At 27.6% G+C, this 21731-nt stretch carries 17 protein-coding genes; 5 read left to right on the top strand and 12 right to left on the bottom strand.

The window, feature by feature from the left end:
- Positions 1-25: 25 nt before the first annotated feature.
- Genes pgl through MKD34_RS08125 form a run of 4 tightly spaced genes read right to left on the bottom strand, consistent with a single transcriptional unit; the run spans position 26 to position 5777 of the window.
- Entirely contained in the window at positions 26-670 is a 645-nt protein-coding gene (pgl, locus tag MKD34_RS08110; protein WP_240219008.1) for a 6-phosphogluconolactonase, read from the bottom strand.
- Positions 667-2727, bottom strand: a complete 2061-nt coding sequence (gene ppk1 / locus MKD34_RS08115; protein WP_240219009.1) for a polyphosphate kinase 1 — start codon at positions 2725-2727, stop codon at positions 667-669. Before ppk1 ends, pgl begins: the two co-directional genes overlap by 4 nt.
- Positions 2724-4250 (bottom strand): HD domain-containing protein, encoded by a 1527-nt coding sequence (locus tag MKD34_RS08120; RefSeq protein ID WP_240219010.1) that lies wholly within the window; start codon positions 4248-4250, stop codon positions 2724-2726. Before MKD34_RS08120 ends, ppk1 begins: the two co-directional genes overlap by 4 nt.
- 12 nt (positions 4251-4262) lie before the next feature.
- Positions 4263-5777 carry a Ppx/GppA family phosphatase gene (locus MKD34_RS08125; RefSeq protein ID WP_240219011.1) on the bottom strand — a complete coding sequence of 505 codons (1515 nt, stop codon included), beginning with the start codon at positions 5775-5777 and terminating at the stop codon, positions 4263-4265.
- A gap of 160 nt (positions 5778-5937) precedes the next feature.
- Between MKD34_RS08125 and lon the strand changes: the two genes are divergently transcribed.
- Positions 5938-8319 (top strand): endopeptidase La, encoded by a 2382-nt coding sequence (lon, locus tag MKD34_RS08130; protein ID WP_240219012.1) that lies wholly within the window; start codon positions 5938-5940, stop codon positions 8317-8319.
- 27 nt (positions 8320-8346) lie between these two features.
- On the opposite strand, the gene yfcE is transcribed toward lon, so the two are convergent.
- Positions 8347-8892 carry a phosphodiesterase gene (gene yfcE / locus MKD34_RS08135; protein ID WP_240219013.1) on the bottom strand — a complete coding sequence of 182 codons (546 nt, stop codon included), beginning with the start codon at positions 8890-8892 and terminating at the stop codon, positions 8347-8349.
- A 191-nt stretch (positions 8893-9083) separates the two neighbouring features.
- Here yfcE and MKD34_RS08140 point away from each other — a divergent pair, with 191 nt between their 5' ends.
- From MKD34_RS08140 to MKD34_RS08155, 4 genes are all read left to right on the top strand, one after another.
- The gene (locus MKD34_RS08140) at positions 9084-9263 is read left to right on the top strand and encodes an indolepyruvate ferredoxin oxidoreductase subunit alpha (RefSeq protein ID WP_023049759.1); all 180 of its coding nucleotides are present in this window, start codon (positions 9084-9086) and stop codon (positions 9261-9263) included.
- 67 nt (positions 9264-9330) lie between these two features.
- Positions 9331-10053, top strand: coding sequence for a DNA/RNA nuclease SfsA (gene sfsA / locus MKD34_RS08145; RefSeq protein WP_240219014.1), 723 nt, complete (start codon positions 9331-9333; stop codon positions 10051-10053).
- 74 nt (positions 10054-10127) lie between these two features.
- Positions 10128-11207: an SEC-C metal-binding domain-containing protein gene (locus MKD34_RS08150; RefSeq protein WP_240219015.1), complete on the top strand. Its 1080-nt coding sequence runs from the start codon at positions 10128-10130 to the stop codon at positions 11205-11207.
- A 167-nt stretch (positions 11208-11374) separates the two neighbouring features.
- A complete protein-coding gene (locus tag MKD34_RS08155) occupies positions 11375-12667 on the top strand; it encodes an NCS2 family permease (RefSeq protein WP_240219016.1) in 1293 nt (430 codons plus the stop codon).
- Between the two features lie 18 nt (positions 12668-12685).
- On the opposite strand, the gene MKD34_RS08160 is transcribed toward MKD34_RS08155, so the two are convergent.
- From MKD34_RS08160 to MKD34_RS08190, 7 genes are all read right to left on the bottom strand, one after another.
- Positions 12686-13390 (bottom strand): alpha/beta hydrolase, encoded by a 705-nt coding sequence (locus tag MKD34_RS08160; protein ID WP_240219017.1) that lies wholly within the window; start codon positions 13388-13390, stop codon positions 12686-12688.
- Between the two features lie 55 nt (positions 13391-13445).
- On the bottom strand, positions 13446-14978 hold the full coding sequence (locus MKD34_RS08165; protein ID WP_040405921.1) for an AbgT family transporter: 1533 nt from the start codon (positions 14976-14978) through the stop codon (positions 13446-13448).
- 198 nt (positions 14979-15176) lie between these two features.
- Positions 15177-16241, bottom strand: coding sequence for a M24 family metallopeptidase (locus MKD34_RS08170; protein WP_240219018.1), 1065 nt, complete (start codon positions 16239-16241; stop codon positions 15177-15179).
- Positions 16242-16253: 12 nt separating this feature from the next.
- Positions 16254-17297 (bottom strand): tRNA 2-thiouridine(34) synthase MnmA, encoded by a 1044-nt coding sequence (gene mnmA / locus MKD34_RS08175; protein ID WP_240219019.1) that lies wholly within the window; start codon positions 17295-17297, stop codon positions 16254-16256.
- Positions 17298-17305: 8 nt separating this feature from the next.
- A complete protein-coding gene (locus tag MKD34_RS08180) occupies positions 17306-18013 on the bottom strand; it encodes a biotin--[acetyl-CoA-carboxylase] ligase (RefSeq protein ID WP_240219020.1) in 708 nt (235 codons plus the stop codon).
- Between the two features lie 47 nt (positions 18014-18060).
- Positions 18061-19050 carry a UDP-glucose 4-epimerase GalE gene (gene galE / locus MKD34_RS08185; RefSeq protein WP_023050840.1) on the bottom strand — a complete coding sequence of 330 codons (990 nt, stop codon included), beginning with the start codon at positions 19048-19050 and terminating at the stop codon, positions 18061-18063.
- A gap of 150 nt (positions 19051-19200) precedes the next feature.
- Positions 19201-21717, bottom strand: coding sequence for a DegV family EDD domain-containing protein (locus MKD34_RS08190; protein ID WP_240219021.1), 2517 nt, complete (start codon positions 21715-21717; stop codon positions 19201-19203).
- Between the last annotated feature and the right edge of the window lie 14 nt (positions 21718-21731).

Below are 21731 nucleotides of genomic sequence, written 5' to 3' on the forward strand. Positions count from 1 at the left end.
AAAAGTGGATTTAATCCACTTTTTTTTACTTTTCATATTCCATTAAAACTATGGGATTATCTATAAAAAATGCTGGACATTTAAATTTAGGTAAATTCTCTAATACCTCAGCTTTTTCTTTTGTTGCTATTACTATTTTCTTTTCAGCTTTATTTATCGTTTCCATACTTAAAGTTATTCTTTTGTGGGGATGGTTTGAACTTTCCGTTATAAGAGTTGGTTCTAATACTTCTATATCATCCATAGTAAATATCGATCCTGTATGACCATCGTCTCCTATTCCTAAATAAACTGCATCGAATCTTATGTCACCTTTAAAATATTTTAATAATCTTTTTTCATAATCAATTTTTGAATCTAAAGGAGTTTTTAATATTTCTATTTTATGTATATTTTTTTCAGGAATATCAATTTTATCCAAAAGGTTTTTCTTTAAAAGATTATAATTACTACTGTCACTATTTAATGATACAAATCTTTCATCCACTAAAAAAATATTTATTTTTTCCCACTCTATATCTTCTTTTGATAATTTAGTGAAAAATTCTTTTGGAGTTCTACCACCTGAAAATGCAATATTAACAACATCCTTCCCATAAGTTGTCTCTTTAAATATATCAATTGCTTTTTTAAAAAGATCACTTTTTTTAGAAACTTTTATTAATCTCATATTGTACCCTCCTTTTTTATTTCACTAGATTTTTCTCTATAGTATTCTTGATAATTAAATTTTAGTGTCGTTTTTTTTATTTTTTGATTTATCAAAGAATAACTGCCATCTTTATTTTGAATTCTTAATTTAACATTATCTTTTAAAATATCTTTTATGAGTTGAATAACTTTTTTTCTATCTTCTTTATTTTCCAAAGGAAACATTGTTTCTACTCTGCCATCTAAATTTCTTCTCATACAATCTGCACTTCCTAGATATAACTCTTCTTCTCCATTATTTTCAAAATAGTATATTCTATCATGTTCTAAGAAACGTCCAACTAAGCTATAAACCTTTATATTTTCACTTAGTCCAATTATTCCACTTTTTAAGCAACATGCTCCTCTAACAATTAAAGTGACTTCAACCCCTGCTTTAGATGCATCGTAAAGTTTTTCTATTACTCCTTGATCTGTTAAACCATTTACTTTAATAACTATTTTTCCTAGTCCACCTTTTGAAGTATTTTCAATCTCTCTATCTATAAATCTATATAATGTATCTCTTAAATGAGTTGGTGCGACTATTAATTTTTTCCAATCATCTATCTTTGAAAACCCAGTTAATTTATTGAAAAGATAACTAGCATCTATTCCCATCTCCTCATCCATAGTAAAAAATGAATAATCTACATATAATTTTGCCGTTGAATCATTATAATTTCCAGTTCCTAAGTGGACATACCTTTTTATACCATCCTCTTCTTTTCTAATTATCAATAAACACTTAGCATGAGTTTTTAATCCGCTTAATCCATAAATTACATGACACCCTGCTTCTTCTAACTCTCGCGCCCATTTAACATTTCTTGCCTCATCAAATCTAGCCTTTAGTTCTACTAATACTGTTACTTGTTTTCCATTTTCAGCAGCTTTTTTTAAATATTTTATTATAGGTGAATCACCACTTACTCTGTATAAAGTTTGTTTTATAGCCAAAACTTTAGGATCTTGAGCAGAGACTTTTACCAAATCAACCACATGATCAAAACTTTCAAAAGGATGTCTGAGTAAAATATTTCTTTTTGACAAAATTTTAAATATATTTTCACCAGATAACTCTTTATAATACCTCGGAATATTTTTTTCAAATTTTAATCCTTCTACTCCATCAACATCTGTCATTCCCCATAAAAAAGTCAAATCTAGAGGTCCTAAAACTGGATAAAAATTTTCTTCTTCAAGTTCTATTTGTTCTTTTAAAAACTCTAAACTTTTATTTGAAACTCCACGAATATATTCAACTCTAACTGGATTTCCCCATTTTCTATTTTTTACTTCTTTTTCTATTTCAACTAATAAATCCTCTGCTCCACTATTTTCATCGATACCTAAATCCTCATCTCTTGTTATTCTAAAGTATCCTATATCTATTATTTCGTAACCATTAAATAATTTATTCAAATTGTTCTTTATAACTTCTTCCAATAATATAAAATTATTTCCACCTGGTAACTTGATTAATCTATTTACAACTCTTGGAATTTCAACTATAGCAAAAGATATCCCATCCTTTTCTTTTACATTTAAAATCAAATTTATGGCTCCACTATTTAAGTGCGGAAAAGGTCTAAACGTATCAATTGCCATTGGTGTCAGTATTGGAAATAAAGTTTCACTATAATAATTTTCTATAAATCTCAATTCTTTTCCTGCTAATTCATCATATGTCTTTATAGAAATTTTCCCTTCAAGTTTTATCTTATCCATAATTGAAGAATAAAGTTTATATTGCTTATCTATAATCTTAGTAACATCTTTTTTTATCATAGATAATTGTTCTTTTGGAAGTAAACCTGCTATATCTCTTAATTCTAAATTTGATTCGTCTTGAGCTTTTAACCCTGCAACTCTTACTTTAAAAAACTCATCAAAATTTGAGCTTACAATTGCCAAAAATTTTATTTTTTCTAAAAGTGGATTATCCACTGTTTCTGCCTCTGATAATACCCTTTTATTAAACTCTATCCAACTTATCTCTCTATTATAGAAGTCTTTTCCAGTATAGGGACTCATTCTCCAAACCTCCTATTTATTTTAAGCTCTATATCTAAATCAAACAAATATTTAAATAGTTTTGATTGTTTTTCAAAACTACTTTTTTCCATATAAAAATCCTCATTTGTTTCCATTTCTATTATTAAATTATTTTTATTAAGACTTATTTTTTCATTTTGTAATCGTCTTTTTTTCCCTCGGTCTAAAGATGTCGCTATTTTTATAATTGCTATAATTTTTAATAATTTTATTAATTCCTCTCCTTTAAAACCATAGTTATAAAGTGATTCTAATTTGGTATTTGATGTATGAGCTCTAATTATAAACCCAACTTTTTCAATCATTTCTCTATTTAAACCAAATATTGTTGTATTTTCAAGTATATAAGCTGAATGTTTACTATGATTTTCAAAATCTATTGCTTTTCCAATATCATGTAAATAAGCAGCTATTATAAAATATTTATAATCCTTTAACCCTAAGGAGTGGTACCCTTTTAATTTATCAAGTAATTTTATACCTATTTTTTTTACAAATTCAGAATGCTCTTTATCAAAATCAAATTTTTCTCCCAAATCTATAACTGAATCTAATGTTATTTTCCATAAAGTTTCTTCAAAACAATATCTTATATCAGGATAAAACTTTTCTAATGCACATAAATCCTTTATATTAAAATCTAAAAATTTAATCTCCTTTATTTCAAAATAATCTATAAAGCTTATTATTAAACAAATAGATATAACTATTAATTTTGCTATAGGAACACTACATTTATATTTTATAGAAATTTCATTGTATGAGTGCTCTTGTAAAAATTTCAATTTTTCTTTTAATTCATTTAGTGTTATATTTTTTAAATCTTTTTTTCCAAAAACTAACTTTAAAAGCTTTTCCTCTAACTCACCTTCTAAAATTAATTTTTTTATAACTTTTCTTCCTATATCTCTTTTTATAAACTCAACATAACTTTCCATATAATCACAAATAAAATCAAAAGCTTTTTTAGAATTTATATTATTTTCTTCAAGAATTAAATATAACTTTTCTGTTCCTAGATTTATATGTTCATTTATACATAATTCCCCTTTATAAAATAGATATACTCCTGAACTAAATGATTTTAAATTAAAAAACAATCTACTTTCTTTTTTTGAAAAAATTTCTTTTTCTAAATGAATTAATTTTTTTATAGAGTAGTATGTTTTCTCACTCAAATCTATATTTTCTACTGACAAATTTACCTTTAGTTTTATTTGATCTAATACCATTGGAAAATTGGTTATTGTTTTAAAAAATTCACTAAATATAATTTTCTTTTCTATAACTCCATAATCTCTTAATAAATTGTCCATTTTTTTCAATATCTCACACAATTTCCTCATTTTTTCTAAAGAGATTTCATCTTTATCTCTAATATCTTTAAAAAGATTTATATCCTCTGTTACTTTCTCTAAAATTTTGTATCCAATTTCCTTTTTTTCATATATTTTCATCTCTATAAAAGTAGAGTTAACTTCTATCACTGCGTAAGTCCCCATATCGTCTCCATTCTATTTATTCATTTTAAACCTTAATTTTTTATCAAAAGTATTAACAAATTTTTTTTGAGATATAAATAAATCAATAATTTTTAAATCCTCCTCATCTTTTTCTTTTATAAAAAATATAATCTCATCTTTTGCTATTTCAATTTCAAAGTTTTCTTCCTCCAAAAGTAAATCATCATAAAATATATTAGTTATATTCAATATTTTAGAAAGCATCATCAATTCTTCTATCTCACTCTCTTTAAACATCTCTTTATATTTTTCTAAACCTTTATACTTTTTATTTCCTCTTGCTATGATTAGAGCTGATGCTACAAGATCCTTTTGCTCAATAGCTTTTATCCCCAAATTTAATATCATATAAGCTGAATGGAGTGGATAATTTACAAAATTAATACTTTTTCCAATATCATATAAATAAGTTACTATTTTTATTATTTTTTCATTTATTCCTTTTATCTTGTATTCTTCATCTAATGCTAAACATATTTTTTTAAAAATTTTATATTGTTTTTCTTTTATTTTTGTATTAATATCTAAAATTTCTAAAATTTCTTTAAAGCCATCCTCAAATGGATCTTTTATAACTTTTCCACACTCACTAAGTCTCTCATATAAAACACCTTCTCTTATTCCATAACCACTTATTATCAACTCTTTTAAATTGAAATATGCTAATACTTCTTCTACAGCAATAGCTGCTCCTATAAATACATCTGCTCTGGCTTTAGATAATCCTTGTACATCTTGCTTTTCTTTATAATCTTTTTCTTTTATAAAATTCACTACCTCTTCTACACCATCTATACTTACCTTATAATTATGTAATAATTCTAAAGGATAGTTATTTAAATATAAATTTACTCCTCCAATATTTCTAACAGTTCCTCCAACTCCAATTAAAGGTAATCCTTTTATTTTCTCTTTCCACTGAACTATTTTAAATTGTTCTCTTATAAACTCCCTTAATATTTCTTCATCTTTTTTACTTAATTTATCTTTTAAATTTACGATTTCTGATAAAGTTACTGCTCCAAAATTTAAGCTTATTCTTTCTAAAGCTTCTCTATTTTCAAAGTGAACAATTTCTAAACTCGATCCTCCTAAATCAATTACAACTCCATCTTTTATGTCCAATGTATTTATGGCACCTTCAAATGAAAAATACGCTTCATCTTCACCTTTAAATATAATTACATCTATACCTGTTGTTTTTAAAATCTCTTTTAATAAATACTCTCCATTAACTGCAATTCTTAAAGCAGCAGTTCCAAATGCAACAATTTCATCTACATTATTTTTTATACATACTTTTTTAAATAACTGTATTGTTTTTAAAGCCAACTTTATCTTTTCTTCTTTAAGCTCGTTTTTATCATTTATTCCTTCTCCTAATCTAACTGTTTCTTTTATATCTTCTACAGGAATAAATGATTTATTAGGAGTAATTTCATATATAACCATTCTAATAGAGTTAGAACCAATATCCATAACGCAAATTTTTTTTCTTAAAGTCATTTTAACTCCTCCAAAACTTTTGTATTTTTAAGGATTTACTGCTTTTTCATCTCTCTTCCTTTTCAAAATAAATTTAGGTTTTTATTTTTTAATTTATAAAAGGAAATATGAGCATTTATATGTACTCTAATTATAATAACGGAAACAAAAGGAGGAGGCTATGACTAGTACAAATAATAATTCTACTGATCTTGTTAATATAAGGGATTTATTACCTGAAGATATTCCTATTTTACCACTTGTAATAAGACCTATTTTTCCAAATATTTTAACTCCAATCGCTTTCACAGGAGAGGATTTTTTACAAGCTATAAAAGATGCGGAAGAACATTACAATGGTTTTATTGGTTTAGTTTTTGTAAAAGATATTGATGATAATGATTACTTTAATTCAACTTTATACGACGTTGGAACTGTTGTTAAAATCAACAAAGTTACATCTATCTCCCAAGATTCTGTTCAAGCAATTGTTTTTGGTGTAGAAAGATTCAAAAAGAAAAAAGTCGTACCTGGCAACTCTAGATTATGCTGGAAAGTAAAGTACAATAAAGAAAATGCTGATTCTTCAATCGAACTTAAAGCCTATATGCTTGCTATTATGACTTCTTTAAAAGAGATTTTTGAAGTTAACCCTATTCTAAAAGAGGAGCTAAAACTTTTAGTCTCACAAGCATCATATGATCATCCTAGTATTTTTATAGATTTTGTTTCTTCAATGCTAAAAGCTGAAGCAAAGGATCTTCAAGAACTTTTAGAAGAATTTAATATAGTTAATCGTTCTCAAAGACTTTTAACAATGCTTAAAAAAGAATTAGAAATCTCCCAACTTCAAGCTAAAATTTCTAAGCAAATCGAAGATAAAGTTAGTAAACAACAAAAAGAATATTTTTTAAGAGAACAACTAAAATTAATAAAACAAGAACTTGGATTAGAAAAAGATGAAAAATCTGCAGTTATTGATAAAATTGTAGATAAAATAAATCATATTCATTTATCTCCAGAAGCTGAAAAAATAGTTGATGAACAACTTGAAAAACTTTCTCTTCTTGATCAGGGTTCTCCTGAATATCATGTAGCTCGAACATATATTGAGTCTATTGTTGAACTTCCATGGGGTATTTTTTCAAAAGATAGATTAGATATAAAAAAGGCTAAGACAATTTTAGATCGAGATCACTACGGTCTTGAAGATATAAAAAATAGTATTTTAGAATTCGTAAGTACAGTTATAAAAACTGGAAATGTTAATGGATCTATTCTTTGTTTGGTTGGACCTCCAGGAGTTGGAAAAACATCTATTGGTAAATCAATAGCAGAATCATTAAATAGAAAATTTTATCGTTTCTCTGTTGGTGGTATGGTTGATGAAGCTGAAATCAAAGGACATAGAAGAACATACATTGGGGCTATGCCTGGAAAAATTATTCAAGCTTTAAAGCTTGTACAAACATCAAATCCTGTTATTATGATTGATGAAATAGATAAAATTGGAAATAGTTTTAGAGGAGATCCTGCTTCTGCCTTATTAGAAGTTTTAGATCCTGAACAAAATAAGGATTTTTTAGATCACTACTTAGATATAAGATATGATTTATCAAAAATTCTTTTTGTTACAACTGCGAATCAATTAGATACAATTCCAAGACCATTACTTGATAGAATGGAAATCATTCATTTATCAGGCTATATACTTGAAGAAAAATTACAAATAGCTCAAAAATACTTAATTCCTCAGCAACTTAAAGCTCATGCTTTAGATAATAAAGAAATTACAATAAGTAAAAATGCTCTGAAATTTATAATAGATAAATATGCTAGAGAAGCTGGAGTTAGAACTCTGGATAAATGTATTCGAAAAATTATGAGAAAAGTAAATCTTAAAATTGCTGAAGGAAATAAAGAAAAAGTTAGAATAAATGAAAATAATGTTGAATCTTACTTAGGAGCTCCTATTTTTACTACAGAGGAACTTTATCAAAATGAAATTCCAGGAGTTACTCTTGGATTAGCGTGGACTTCTATGGGTGGAGCAACGTTATACATTGAGGCAGCTAGTATCAGCAATAAAGAAAGTGGACTAAAACTAACAGGACAATTGGGAGATGTTATGAAAGAATCTGCAGAAATTGCATATTCATATATTAGATCTTTACTTGCTAAGGATGCTACTCTTCCTACTGAAACAAAAGAATTTTTTGATAAAAATAGAGTTCATCTACATGTACCTGAAGGTGCAACTCCTAAAGATGGTCCATCTGCCGGTATTACAATGGCTTTAGCTCTTTACTCTTTAGCTACTAATACTCCTATTAGAAAAGGTATTGCCATGACTGGAGAATTAACTTTAACTGGTAAAGTTTTACCTATTGGAGGAGTTAGAGAAAAAACTATTGCTGCTAGAAGAGTTGGGATTTTTGAACTACTTCTTCCTAAAGATAATAAAAAAGATTTTGATAGACTCCCAGATTTTTTAAAAACTGGTATTACAGTTAATTATGTTGATTATTTCACTGATGTTATTAATTACGCTATAAAAAAATAGAAAAGGAATGCTTCAATGCATTCCTTTTTACTTTATTTCAATCTCTTTTATTATATCACCATCTAAACTTTTTACACAAAAGTAATTGTCCTCTAAAATTCCATAACTATTTATATTTCCACCTTTTGGCAAAGATATAGATCCTGGATTTAATCTATATATGCCATCCTTTTCATATGCCACAGGTAAATGAGTATGTCCATACATAAATATATCTCCTTCACAAATATTAGGTAGATTTTCTTCACTATATATATGACCATGTGTTACAAAAATTCGTTTCTCTTTTAAAAAAAGTGTAGAATAGTCTCCTAAAATTGGATATTGTAACATCATTTGATCTACTTCACTATCACAATTTCCTCTAACTGCAATTATTTTATTCTTATAATTATTTAGTATATCTGCGACTTCTTTTGGATTATATTCCAATGGCAACGGATTTCTTGGTCCGTGATATAATTCATCACCTAATATTAATATATACTTAGCTTCTTCTTTTTCATAAGCTTCTAACGCTTTTTTTAAGAAATAACTTGATCCATGAATATCTGACATTACAAAAATTTTCATAGCTAATCTCCTTAAAATATTTTTTTTCATTATATATCAATTTTCTAGAAAAAAAAAGGAATTTATTATTTTCTTTTTAATAATACTTTTAGAAAAGAGTTGCCTTTTTAATATTAAAATGGTATACTTCTGTCGAGTATACATTAAAGTTGTATATTTATACTTAATTAAAATTATTTTAGGAGGTTATCATGGCTCATAGAATTAACGAAGATATCTGTATTGGATGCGGAACTTGCGAGGCAATCTGTCCTGTTAGCTGCATTTCAGAGGTTGATGGAGGAAAAAGAAGAATCGACGAGGATCAATGTATTGATTGTGGTGCTTGTGCAGGTGCTTGTCCTGTTGAGTGTATCGCTCCAGCTGAGTAATAACTTACAATAAGAGATCAAGAAATTGATCTCTTTTTTATTATATATTTATATTAAAGGGGGCTTAATGAAACTTATTTACAAAGTTGATATTGATGAAGTTGGAAAATTTATAGATAGACCTAATCGATTTACAGCATCACTAGAACTCAATAATAATGAGATAATTACCGCTCATGTTCACGATTCTGGAAGAATTAAAGAGCTTCTTTTTCCTGGAAATAAAGTTTTTTTAAGAAAAGCAAAAAATATTGAGAATAGAAAAACTTTATGGGATGTTATTGCTGCCTATGCAGATGATAATGAAGAAATTTTAATTAATTCATCTATTCATAGATATATAACCGATAATTATTTTAAAAATGAAGATATTTCTATCTTTGGAAAAATAGATTTTATAAAACCTGAAGTTAAATTTGGTAATAGCAGATTAGACTATTTAATTGAAAAAAATGGGGAAAAGATATATATTGAAACTAAAGGAGTATCACTTTCTAATAATAAAATCGCCACTTTCCCAGATGCTCCAAGTGTAAGAGCAACTAAACACTTAAATGAGCTAATTGAAATTAAAAAATCTGGTCATCGCGCTGCTGTTATTCTTATTATTTTGAGAGATTCTAATTTTTTTGTTCCTAATTATGAAACTGATCCAATTTTTTATAAAACATTTTATAAAGCAATTGAAGAGGGGGTTGAAATCTATCCACTTCAATTTTCTTTTATTAACGGAAAAATTTTCTTTAAGCATAAAAAAATTAAAATCATTCCTTATAAAAATAACTTCTAAATATAGATTTCTATACATTTTTGTATTTTCATATTTTTATGATATAATAGTAATAAAAATGTTTGGAGGTCACTGTGGAAGACAAATTTTTAATTGAATCTTTAAATAGTTTACTTAAAGATGATCTTTTTAAAATCTTAGCTAAATTTAATATAAAAATTGCTAAAAGTACTGTTAAAGGAAAAATTATAGAAAAGGTTACAGAAGCTTATGAAAATAACACTTCAGCTTTTTTAGAAATTTTTTCTAAAGATACTATATCTTTACTTTCTCAATTTAATGTTGAGAAAAACCAAGTTAGTGAACAAGATTTCTTTGAATATGAGGAATTTTTACTACCATTACAAAGTTTTGGATTTATATCTAAAAATATTATAAAAGAAAAAGATAATAATCATTACATCATCTCAACATGGTTTATTGAAACTATAAATTCTATTTCTCAAAATGAAGAGAATAAAGTTTTAATTGACTCTTATCAAGAACTTGAGATGCTAATTTTAGGAATGATTAGATTCTATGGTGTTATTGATGAGCATAAATTATTAGAACTTTTACTTCCTACATTTAAAGATATTACTTTAGAAAAAATTCATGCTTTTATTGATTGTAGATGGATTTTAAATGTATTTATATCAAAATTAGAAGATTCTGGAAGCAAAACTATCTATTTAGTAGCTGATTCTGTTTCTGAACCTGTTGATATTTTACATGAAACAATTAAATATGATGGTTTAGAGTATAAAATATTAACAAATGATGAATACAAAAACTATTGGAATTACTTCTTTATTGAAAAAACTCAAGAAGTTGCTGATTTAATTGCCCTTCTAATGTCTCACAAAATGCAAGGAGCTCAAATTGGATTTGAAATTACAACAATAATTGATAGATTAAAAAATAATCTACCTATAGAAGAGATTGTTTCTGATAGTAAAACTAGAATTAAATTTGAAAATTCTAATTCTGAATCTATATTTACAGCTCTTGTAACTAAAATCTCTAAATCTTTACCTCTTTGGACTCTAAAAGGACATTCATACGTTGAAGTTTTTGGTGAAAATCAACCGCCAAGAGTAGTTAATAAAGTTGGTAGAAATGAAAACTGTCCATGTGGATCAGGAAAAAAATATAAAAAATGTTGTGGAAAATAAAAAAAATAGGAGCTTAGCTCCTATTTTTTTATTCAATTATATTTGGTTTTAGTTAATTTCTATACCTTAATAGTATAGTATTTATCAAACTTTGTCAAGATTTTATTTTTTTCTTCATTTTAATGTATTTTTTATGTATAATGTATAGAAAAATAAAGGAGTTTTGTATGAATTTTTTAAACAATTTTTTTAAGATTAAGGAAAGACATAGTAGTATCAAACATGAAATTATTGGAGGTACTACTACTTTTCTAACTATGGCTTATATTATCTTTATCAACCCTGCAATTCTTAGTGAATCTGGAATGGATAAAGGAGCCCTTATCACTGTTACCATTGTTTCTGCCGCAATTGGAACTCTTATATCTGCCCTTTTAGCTAATGCACCTTTTGCTTTAGCACCAGGTATGGGGTTAAATGCATTTTTTACTTATTCTCTTGTTATTGGAAGAGGTATACCTTGGGAAACAGCTTTAGGTATTGTTTTTCTTTCTGGTGTATTTTTCTTCTTTTTATCAATTGGAGGAATTAGAGAAAAAATTGCAAATGCCATTCCACTTTGCTTAAAAATATCTGTGACTGGAGGAATTGGTCTTTTTATCGCTTTTATTGGTCTAAAAACTTTAGGAATTGTTTCTTCTAATCCAGCAACAATTATTGGTTTAGCGAGATTTAACTCACAAATTTTAATTGGAGTTATTGGTTTATTTATAGCAATTATATTAGAAATAAAAAAAGTTAAAGGTGGAATATTAATCGGTATAATTTCATCTACAATTATCGGTATTTTTACTGGTGATACTATTATGCCAGAGTCTATTATATCTATGCCTCCTAGTATTGCACCGATAGCTTTTAAATTAGATATTCTAGGTGCATTAAAATTATCTTTATTAGGACCTGCTTTCTCTTTTATGTTTGTTGATCTTTTTGATTCACTTGGAACTCTAATTGCATGTTCTAAAGAAATTGGACTAGCTGATAAAAATGGAAAAGTTAAAGATCTTGGAAAAATGCTATACGCAGATGTTACTTCTACTATAATCGGTGCAGTTCTAGGAACAAGTACTGTTACTACTCTTTCTGAAACAGCTGCTGGAATTGCTGCTGGTGCTAGAACTGGATTAGCTTCAGTTGTAACTTCTTTTTTCTTTATAGTTGCACTATTCTTTACACCTTTAGTTTCTATTGTTCCATCATTTGCAACATCTCCAGCTCTTATTATCGTTGGAGTTTATATGTTTAAAAATATTTACGAATTAGATTGGAAAGATTATAAAACTCTTTTTCCATCTTTTGTTACAATATTGATGATGCCATTAACATATAGCATTAGCACTGGACTAGCATTTGGTTTTATATCTTATATAATCATTCATGCGGGAACAGGTGATTTTAAAAAATTAAATCCTACTCTTATTTTTATAGGAGTATTATCTGTTTTAAGTTTAATTGTATAAAAAGAAAGACAGCTATTTTTAGCTGTCTTTTATTAATTTAACCAATATTTCAATTAATTTTTCTCTAGCAGGTGATTTTGTCATTGGAACATGATCTGAATCTAATGTTATATACTTCCATTTTCTTTCTTTTACTCTTTTTCTCATAATTTTTTTTGGTTTTTCCAAATGCTCAAATCCAGTACCATCCAGACAATCAATATAAGCTCCTGGGATTCTTTTTCCATTGCCTTTAAATTCAATTTTTTCTACATATGGATTAAAAGGCATATCTTTTATTAAAGGATGTTCTTTTCCAAATAATCTTTTAGGTAAATATTTTCCTTCTCCTTCATCTTCACATATTTTATATAGTTCCTTTTCTCTTTTTTCTCCAAATAAATTTAAAATACTTTCATTATCCTCTAAAAAAAAGCTATCAATATATATTTGATATTTTATTCTATTAGGAATCAATTCTACCACAGCTGAAACTACTGCTCCTCCAAAAGAATGACCTATCAAATAAACATTATTTAAATTATTTGTTAGTATTAAGTCCTCTATCTCTTTTGCATAGGTAGTTAAATTAACTTTATTTTCTAATAATTTTTTTCTATCCCCAATTCCTGACAAATTTGGACAATATACATTATTTCCATAAAGTTTCAATATTTTTTCTATATCTCTAAAAACCCATCCACCTACGCCTGCCCCATGTATTAATATTATATTTTTCTTCATTTTTCACCTCTATAAATAATAAAAGGCTTGAAATTAATCAAGCCTTAATATATTTTTACATTCCTTTTAATAATATTTGTACTTCCGGTCCAATTGGGAATCCACTTAACATCCAAGCTGCTAAGAAAATTGACCATCCAATTAAGAATGTTATTGAGTAAGGAAGCATTACTGATATTAATGTTCCTAAAGAAGCTTTCTTATCATATTTTTGCATGAATACAATTATCATCGCAAAGTATGACATTAAAGGAGAAATTATATTTGTACTTGAATCTCCTATTCTATAAGCTAATTGAGTAAATTCTGGTGAATACCCTATTCTCATTAACATTGGAATAAATACTGGTGCTAATATAGCCCACTTAGCTGAAGCTGATCCCATAAATAAATTTAAGAATCCTACGATTAATATAAATCCTATTACTAATGGAATCCCACCAATTCCAGCTGTTTCTAAGAAGTCTGCTCCTTTTACAGCTAAAATTGTTCCTAAGTTTGTATATCCAAAATATGCTATAAATTGTGCTGCGAAGAATACTAAAACTATATATCCAGCCATTCCTTGCATTGATTTAGTTAGCATACCCATCACATCTGAATCATTTTTTATTGTTCCAATAGATTTACCATAAGCTAATCCTGGAAGTGCAAAGAAAATTACGATTATTGGTACTAATCCACTTCCTAAGAAGTTTTTACCTAATGCAAAATAAATTGGTACTAATAAAACTAACATAACTACTGTAGCCATTCCAGCCGATCTTAAAGCTTTTTTCTCTTCCACAGTAACTTCTTGGAAATCAATAGCTTCATCTCCTGTATATTTCCCTAATCTTGGCTCTACTATCTTATCATTAATTAAAGTTCCTAAGAAAGCAATTACAAATGTTGATGCCATCATAAAGTACCAGTTTGCTGTTGGTAAAACCTCATAAGTTGGATCAAGTATTTTTGCAGCTTCTGTTGAAATCCCTCCTAAAAGTGGATCGATTGTTCCAATTAATAAGTTAGCTGAGAATCCTCCAGAAACTCCAGCAAATGCTGCCGCTAATCCAGCAATTGGATGTCTTCCAAATGATAAGAAGATTAATGCTGCCAATGGTGGTAATACAACATATCCTGCATCTGATGCTACGTTTGACATAATTCCTAAGAAAATAACCATTACAGTTACTAATTTTTTAGGTGTAGATAATGCAACTTTTTTTAATATTGCTGCCATTAATCCAGATCTTTCAGCAATCCCTATTCCAATTATTGCTACAAGCACTGTCCCTAAAGGTGCAAATCCAGTAAAGTTTTTAACCATAGATGTAAATATATAGTTTACTCCCTCTTTAGTCATTAGAGATTTTGTTGATATAACCATCTCTTCTGTCTTCATTGTTTTACTATTAATTCCAACGAAATCAACAGACCAACCTAAAGCTCCACCTATTCCAGATATAATAATAACTACTACAGCTAATATTGCAAAAAGTGTAGCTGGATGTGGTAGGGCATTTCCTCCCTTTTCAATTATGTTCAAGAATTTGTCAATAAAACTCTTGTTATTAAGTTCGTTCTTTTTTAATTCAGCTTCCATTTTCCCCTCCATATTGATAATTTATTTTCATTTTATTATAAAATGATTAATAAACTTTCTACTATAGATAAAGGATACCATATTTTATATAAAATTAACAAGATTAATTTTATATATTTTTTATAAAAAAAATATATATTGTTCTGCAATTAGTACTTTTTACGAACATTTTTTGTATTTTTTATATTATTTTATACATTATTTAATTTTTTTAAATGATTTATCCAATGACGTTAAAATTTCATAAGAATCTTTTTTTACTAAAATATCATCTTCGATTCTTACTCCACCAAAATCTGGAATATAAATTCCAGGCTCAATTGTTATTACCATTCCCTCTTTTAATATTTTATTCTCCGCCTTAAAAGAAACTCCTGGATATTCATGAATTTGAAGCCCAATACCATGTCCTAATCCATGACCAAAATATTCTCCATATCCTTTTTCTTTAATAAAATCTCTAGCTACTGCATCTAATTCATGAACTGAAATTCCTGCTCTAACCTCTTTTATTGCTTTTTCATTTGCTTGTTTTACAATTTCATATATTTCTAAATGTTTTTCTGAGGGATTATTTCCTACATAAAATGTTCTTGTTATATCTGAAGCATATCCTTTGTAAAAACATCCATAATCTATTGTCAAAAAACCTTCTTCTATTTTTTTATCACTAGCTACACCATGAGGTAAAGCAGATCTTTCATTAGATGCTACAATAAGATCAAAAGATGGTTTTGAAGCTCCTAATTTTCTCATTTGATATTCTAGCTCTGCTGCAATCTCACTCTCTTTTACTCCAATTTTGATTTTAGGAATTGTTAATTCTAAAGCTTTTTCTGCAATTTCCACAGATTTTTTTATTATTTCTATCTCTTTTTCTGACTTGATTTCTCTTATCTTTGTAAAATTATCATCTAAATATACATATTCTAAACTTGGAAAATTGCTTTCAAAAAGTTTAAATTGATCTAGTGTTACATTTTGATTTTCAATACCTAATTTTTCAACTTTAAATTCTTTTAATATCTCTCCAACTTTTTTTAATGTCGATATATTTTCACAAATTAATTCATAACCATTTTTTTCTACTTGTTCCTTCCCCTGAGCTACATATCTAAAATCAGTTATAAAAAATTTCTTATCTCCTGCTACTAATGCTACTCCTGTTGTTCCTGTAAAACCTGTAAAATATCTCACATTAAGCATATTAGTAATTAAAACCGCATCAACATTTTTTTCTTTCATTAACTTTTCTAAATTCATTAAATTACCCCCTTAAAATATTATTTTTCCTCCACCCACTACTAAGTCATCACTATATATTACTAAATGCTGTCCTTTTGCATTTTGTGGATTTTCATTTTCATATTCAAAATATATTTTTTCGTTTTCTTTAATTACTTTACCATAAAAACCTTGGCTTGAAAACCTTGGCTTTGCTAAAACCCTCATTGATTTTAATTCATCAAAAGAAATATGAGTTTTGAAGTTTTCTAATTCTACTCTTTTTTTATATAACTCTGAATAATCACCTAAAATTATTTCATTTGTTTCTGGTAAAATATCAACAATAAAATATATTTTAGAAAATAAGACTCCTAATCCTCTTCTTTGACCGATTGTATATAATTGATATCCTTGGTGTTGACCTAAAATCTTTCCAGTTTTATCTAAATAGTTTCCAGGTTTAATCTTGTCACCTAACATTTTTTTTAAAAATTCTAGATATCCCTCTTTTGCAAAACATATACCTTGACTATCTTTCTTATCAAAAACTTTTACTCCATATTTTTTAGCTTTTTCTCTGACAATAGTTTTTTCATATTTAGCTAAAGGAAATATCATTCTTTCTATTATTTCAGGCTCTATTCTATACAACATATAACCTTGATCTTTTCTTACATCCTTTGGTTTTTTAAATAGATTTCTTTTAAATCTATTTTCTTTACTTATCTCACAATAATGACCAGTTGCTATATAATAGGCCTCTTTTAAATTAGCAATCTCTATTAATTTTTTTATTTTTATTATCTCATCACAAACTACGCAAGGTGATGGTGTCATCCCTTTTGAATATTCATCTATAAAATACTTTACAATTTTTTCATTAAATTCATCTACAATATCCAAAACTATATGCTCTATATTTAATTCTTTTCCAAGAGATATTGCATCTTTCAGATCTTGTGATTCTCTCTGCTCTTTACTAACTACTAAAGTAACTCCAATTACTTCAAATCCATCTTCTTTTAACATATATGCTGAAGTTGATGAATCTACTCCACCACTCAGTCCTAAAATTATTCTTTTCTTATTCATATTTTCCTCTATTTTTTCGATATGTGAATTGATCCAATATTATATTTTTTTATTTCATTTCCTACAAATACTTCTAACATTCCATCTTCTAAAATATCTCCTGCTATTCCACTTTCTTCTTTATCAAATGTAACAATATTTATTCTCTTACCGTATAGATAGTTAACTTCATTAATTTTTTCTAATATCTCTTTCCATTTTCCTTTTTTAAACTCTTGAAAATTATTATAAAAATCTTCAACAACAGTTACTATAACTTTGTCCAAATCATATATTTTACCTGTTTTTTCTCTCAGAGATATTGCAATATTTTTAGCTTCTTCTAAATTTAAATTATTTATATTTAAACCTATTCCAATAATATAATTATCTTTTATTTTTTCTACTAAAATTCCACTTATTTTTTTTTCATCTAAATATAAATCATTTGTCCATTTAAACTTATAATCTAAATTTTCTATTTTCTTTAATGAGTATAAAAGAGAGTATCCTATTAAAAGAGATAATTTCATATACTCCTCTTCTGGTATTTCTATATCATGTTTTAACACAAATGAAAACAATGCAGCTCCCTCTGTAGAAACCCACTTATTTCCTCTTCTTCCTCTTCCCAACGTTTGAACTTTTGCTATTGCTAAATCTCCTTCTGTTACATCAGACTTTTCTCTTAAAAACTTATTTGTAGAATCTATCTCGTCAAATTTATATATTTTCATTCTTTCTCCTTATAAAGAAAAAATTAGGCAGAATTCTGCCTAATTTTTTAGTCGTTATATCCCTCAGGATTTTCTTTATGCCACTTCCAAGCTGTTTCTATTATTGAATCTAACGATGCATACTTAGGTTTCCATTTTAACTCTTTCATCGCTTTCTCTGAACTAGCAACTAATTTCGCTGGATCTCCTGCTCTTCTTGGAGATACCTCTGCTGGTATTGGATGCTTCGTTACTTTTCTTGCTACATCTATAACTTGCTTAACTGAGAATCCCTCTCCATTACCTAAATTATAAACTGTGCTTTCTCCACCATTTTTTAATCTATCTAAAGCTAAAATATGTGCATCTACTAAATCCATTACATGAACGTAATCTCTTATACATGTTCCATCTTCAGTTGGATAATCATCTCCGTATATACCTATTTTTTCTCTCTTTCCTAATGCTACCTGTAATATTATTGGAATAAGATGAGTTTCTGGACTATGATCCTCTCCAATTTCTCCCGTTGGATAAGCCCCTGCTACATTAAAATATCTAAGAGCTGTGTACTTTATTCCATATGCATAGTCATACCATTTTAATAGTTTTTCAACCATTAATTTACTTTCACCATAAGGATTTGTTGGCAAAGTTTCATCTGTTTCTAAAATTGGTATATTTTTAGGTTCACCATATGTTGCTGCTGTCGATGAAAATACAATATTCTTTACATTGTATTCTTTCATTGTATTTAATAAGTTCATTGATCCAACTACATTATTTTCAAAATATTTAGCCGGATTTGTCATACTTTCTCCCACTAGAGAATCAGCTGCAAAGTGTATAACTCCTTCTATTTTATTCTCTTTAAAAACTTTTTTTAAAAACTCTACATCTCTTAAGTCTCCTAAAGCTAACTTTATATTCTCTGGAATAGCTTCCACATGCCCTGTTTGCATATTATCTAAAACAATTACCTCTCTTTTTGCTTCTAATAAAGCTTTTACTGCATGACTTCCAATGTATCCAGCTCCACCACAAACTAATATTGCCATCATTATCCTCCTATGGTTTTTTCTTTATTATATTTGCTTTTTAATGTCCAGTCAATCCTTTTAAAACTCTTTATGCTATATCTTATTTAATTTATTTAAAAAAGATTACATTTGTAAAAATAGCTAGATTATAAATCTAGCTATTTTTTACTATCTTATTTTATTTAAAATTCCCATTCCATATACAGGTCCTGTATGCGAAGCTATAGTTGCTCCTATTTCCATTCTACCTCTATAATCCAATTTTTTTGTTTTTTCTGCAATACTTCTCAATTGGTCTGCAGCCTCTAATTCACTACGAGTTCCACCCCAACCAGTATACATTATTATTGAATTTTTTTCATTTTTAATTAGCTTTTCCATATATGATAAAGCTCCTCTTTCTCCAAGAGCCTTCGCTTCAATACATACTTCTCCATTTTCTAATTTTAAAACTGGTTTAATTTTTAAGAATCCTCCAATTACTGACGATGCTCTTCCTATTCTTCCACCTTTTTCTAAATATGAAAGTTCTTTTACAACAAAATAAACTTTCATTTTACTTTTTGTTTCGTCAATCCATTCTATTATCTCGTCGAATGACTTTCCTTCCTTTACCATTTTTGCTGCTTCTAGAACTATATGTGCTAAAGCAAATGTTACTACTTTAGAATCCACTATAGCAATATCATCCTCTTTATTTAGCATTCCTCTTGCTACTCTAGCAGCTTGTTGAGTTCCACTTAATTTACTTGAAATATGAATTGAAATTATTTTTTTATAACCTTTTTCAAGTAACTTTTCATAAAGTTCTTTAAACTCAGCTGGTGATGGTTGAGATGTTTTTGGAACTATATTTTCTTTTAATAATTGTTTCCAAAACTCCCCTTTAGAAATATCTACACCATCTCTATAATATGTATCTCCTGCTAACTTTATTTTTAACGGGATTATGTCCACATCTAAGCCTTTTATCATATCTGGTGTTAAATCTGACGTAGAATCTGTTACAATGGCAATTTCAGGCAATTCAGGGTTTCTATTTGTTATATATATATAGTATGGATAATTTTCCTGTCCTATTACTAAATCTGAATATTTAACTGTAGATTTTATTCCTTTAAGAATTTTATTTGCTTCCTCAGTAGAACCTTTTCCAATACATGCAAATATATTTAATGTTTCACTATTTACACACTCTTTATATGTATTTTCTATAATCTCTTCTAATGTAGCTGCTCTTAATTTTATTTTTCCATTAATTAATGCTATATAATCTCCTTGAGATATCAATAAGTCATCAACTTTTGTGTCTCTAACTGCTTGTGTTATCTCAATAGAAGTATTAAATGGAAGTTGCTTTAAGATTTCATCCATTCCAAAATCTTTATTTTTTACAACGTACTCTCCTTCTAACATTGTTTTAGTTTCTAAAACAGTAACCTCTTTAGAAGATCTTTCTGCTGCCATTTTAGCAGATGATATGATATTTTTATTATTTGGTAAAATAACTATCTTATCAGCTTTTATTTTATTAATTCCTTCTTCTATATCAGCAACACTAGGATTTTGTGTTTGTCCTCCTATTAATACAGCTGTAGCTCCATTATCTAAGAATAAATTACCTAGTTCCATATTATCAACAATAGCAAAATATGCTATAGGTTTACTATTTTCATTTTGAACTAGAACTTTACCTTTTTTATCAATTTTATACTGTTCAGCATCTGCTAAAAGCATATTTTTATGCTGAATCTCCATATTGTCGATTTTTATATTTGATAAATTACCTAATTTACCAGCTATCTCTAAAACTGCTCCTGGGTTATTTGTATGTATATGAGTCTTTGTTTTCTTTGATGTTTGAGCACATACCATAGAATCTCCAAAATTTACTATTTTAGATTTATAGTCATCTAAATCAAAATCTCCAGACTCAATTACAAACTCTGTACAATATTTAAATTTTATATCTTCAAACACATGATTTCCAGAGTGTTCCATTATATCTTTTCTCTTAGCTTGAGATTGAACTATTCTCTCTAAATCGTGAAGCATTTCTGGATCTGTAATTGACTTTTCAAACCCTTCTAAAATATAGAATATTCCCTGTCCTCCAGCGTCTACTACACCAGCTTCTTTTAATTTGGGCAATTGATTTGGTGTCTCTTCTACTGCTTCTTTTGCTGCCTCTTTTAAGTAAACTAAAAATGGAATAAAGTCATCTGATGGACCATTATAGATTTCAGCTTCCTCTGCAACTCTTCTTATAACAGTTAGCATTGTTCCTTCTACAGGCTCACTTACAGCTTTATATGCCTTCTCTTTAGCTAATCTAAAAGCTATCTTTACATCATCTACTGTAACTTCCTCTTTAGTTCTAACTCCCTCTAAAAATCCTTGAATAATTTGAGATAAAATTGTTCCAGAATTTCCTCTTGCTCCTAAAAGAATTGCTTCTGAAACTATATCTGCTAACTCTTCCATATCTGGCTCATGATTTAACTTTATTAATTCATTTTCAACTGCTTGTAATGTCATAGACATATTTGTTCCTGTATCTCCATCTGGTACAGGATATACATTTAAATCGTTTAAAACATCTGAATATTTTGATAACCATCTACTTGCAGCTATCAATAACTTTGTTAGCCTAGTAGAGTTTAATACCTTTACTTCTATATTCATTATTTTCCTCCATT

Origin of the sequence: Cetobacterium somerae, assembly GCF_022430525.1 — a bacterium.
Taxonomy (GTDB): domain Bacteria; phylum Fusobacteriota; class Fusobacteriia; order Fusobacteriales; family Fusobacteriaceae; genus Cetobacterium_A.

What these genes read in the sequence shown, in the direction of transcription:
- pgl (WP_240219008.1), bottom strand. Translation starts at nt 670, where the DNA reads ATGAGATTAATAAAAGTTTCTAAAAAAAGTGATCTTTTTAAAAAAGCA.
- ppk1 (WP_240219009.1), bottom strand. Translation starts at nt 2,727, where the DNA reads ATGAGTCCCTATACTGGAAAAGACTTCTATAATAGAGAGATAAGTTGG.
- MKD34_RS08120 (WP_240219010.1), bottom strand. Translation starts at nt 4,250, where the DNA reads ATGGGGACTTACGCAGTGATAGAAGTTAACTCTACTTTTATAGAGATG.
- MKD34_RS08125 (WP_240219011.1), bottom strand. Translation starts at nt 5,777, where the DNA reads ATGACTTTAAGAAAAAAAATTTGCGTTATGGATATTGGTTCTAACTCT.
- lon (WP_240219012.1), top strand. Translation starts at nt 5,938, where the DNA reads ATGACTAGTACAAATAATAATTCTACTGATCTTGTTAATATAAGGGAT.
- yfcE (WP_240219013.1), bottom strand. Translation starts at nt 8,892, where the DNA reads ATGAAAATTTTTGTAATGTCAGATATTCATGGATCAAGTTATTTCTTA.
- MKD34_RS08140 (WP_023049759.1), top strand. Translation starts at nt 9,084, where the DNA reads ATGGCTCATAGAATTAACGAAGATATCTGTATTGGATGCGGAACTTGC.
- sfsA (WP_240219014.1), top strand. Translation starts at nt 9,331, where the DNA reads ATGAAACTTATTTACAAAGTTGATATTGATGAAGTTGGAAAATTTATA.
- MKD34_RS08155 (WP_240219016.1), top strand. Translation starts at nt 11,375, where the DNA reads ATGAATTTTTTAAACAATTTTTTTAAGATTAAGGAAAGACATAGTAGT.
- MKD34_RS08160 (WP_240219017.1), bottom strand. Translation starts at nt 13,390, where the DNA reads ATGAAGAAAAATATAATATTAATACATGGGGCAGGCGTAGGTGGATGG.
- MKD34_RS08165 (WP_040405921.1), bottom strand. Translation starts at nt 14,978, where the DNA reads ATGGAAGCTGAATTAAAAAAGAACGAACTTAATAACAAGAGTTTTATT.
- MKD34_RS08170 (WP_240219018.1), bottom strand. Translation starts at nt 16,241, where the DNA reads ATGAATTTAGAAAAGTTAATGAAAGAAAAAAATGTTGATGCGGTTTTA.
- mnmA (WP_240219019.1), bottom strand. Translation starts at nt 17,297, where the DNA reads ATGAATAAGAAAAGAATAATTTTAGGACTGAGTGGTGGAGTAGATTCA.
- MKD34_RS08180 (WP_240219020.1), bottom strand. Translation starts at nt 18,013, where the DNA reads ATGAAAATATATAAATTTGACGAGATAGATTCTACAAATAAGTTTTTA.
- galE (WP_023050840.1), bottom strand. Translation starts at nt 19,050, where the DNA reads ATGGCAATATTAGTTTGTGGTGGAGCTGGATACATTGGAAGTCATGCA.
- MKD34_RS08190 (WP_240219021.1), bottom strand. Translation starts at nt 21,717, where the DNA reads ATGAATATAGAAGTAAAGGTATTAAACTCTACTAGGCTAACAAAGTTA.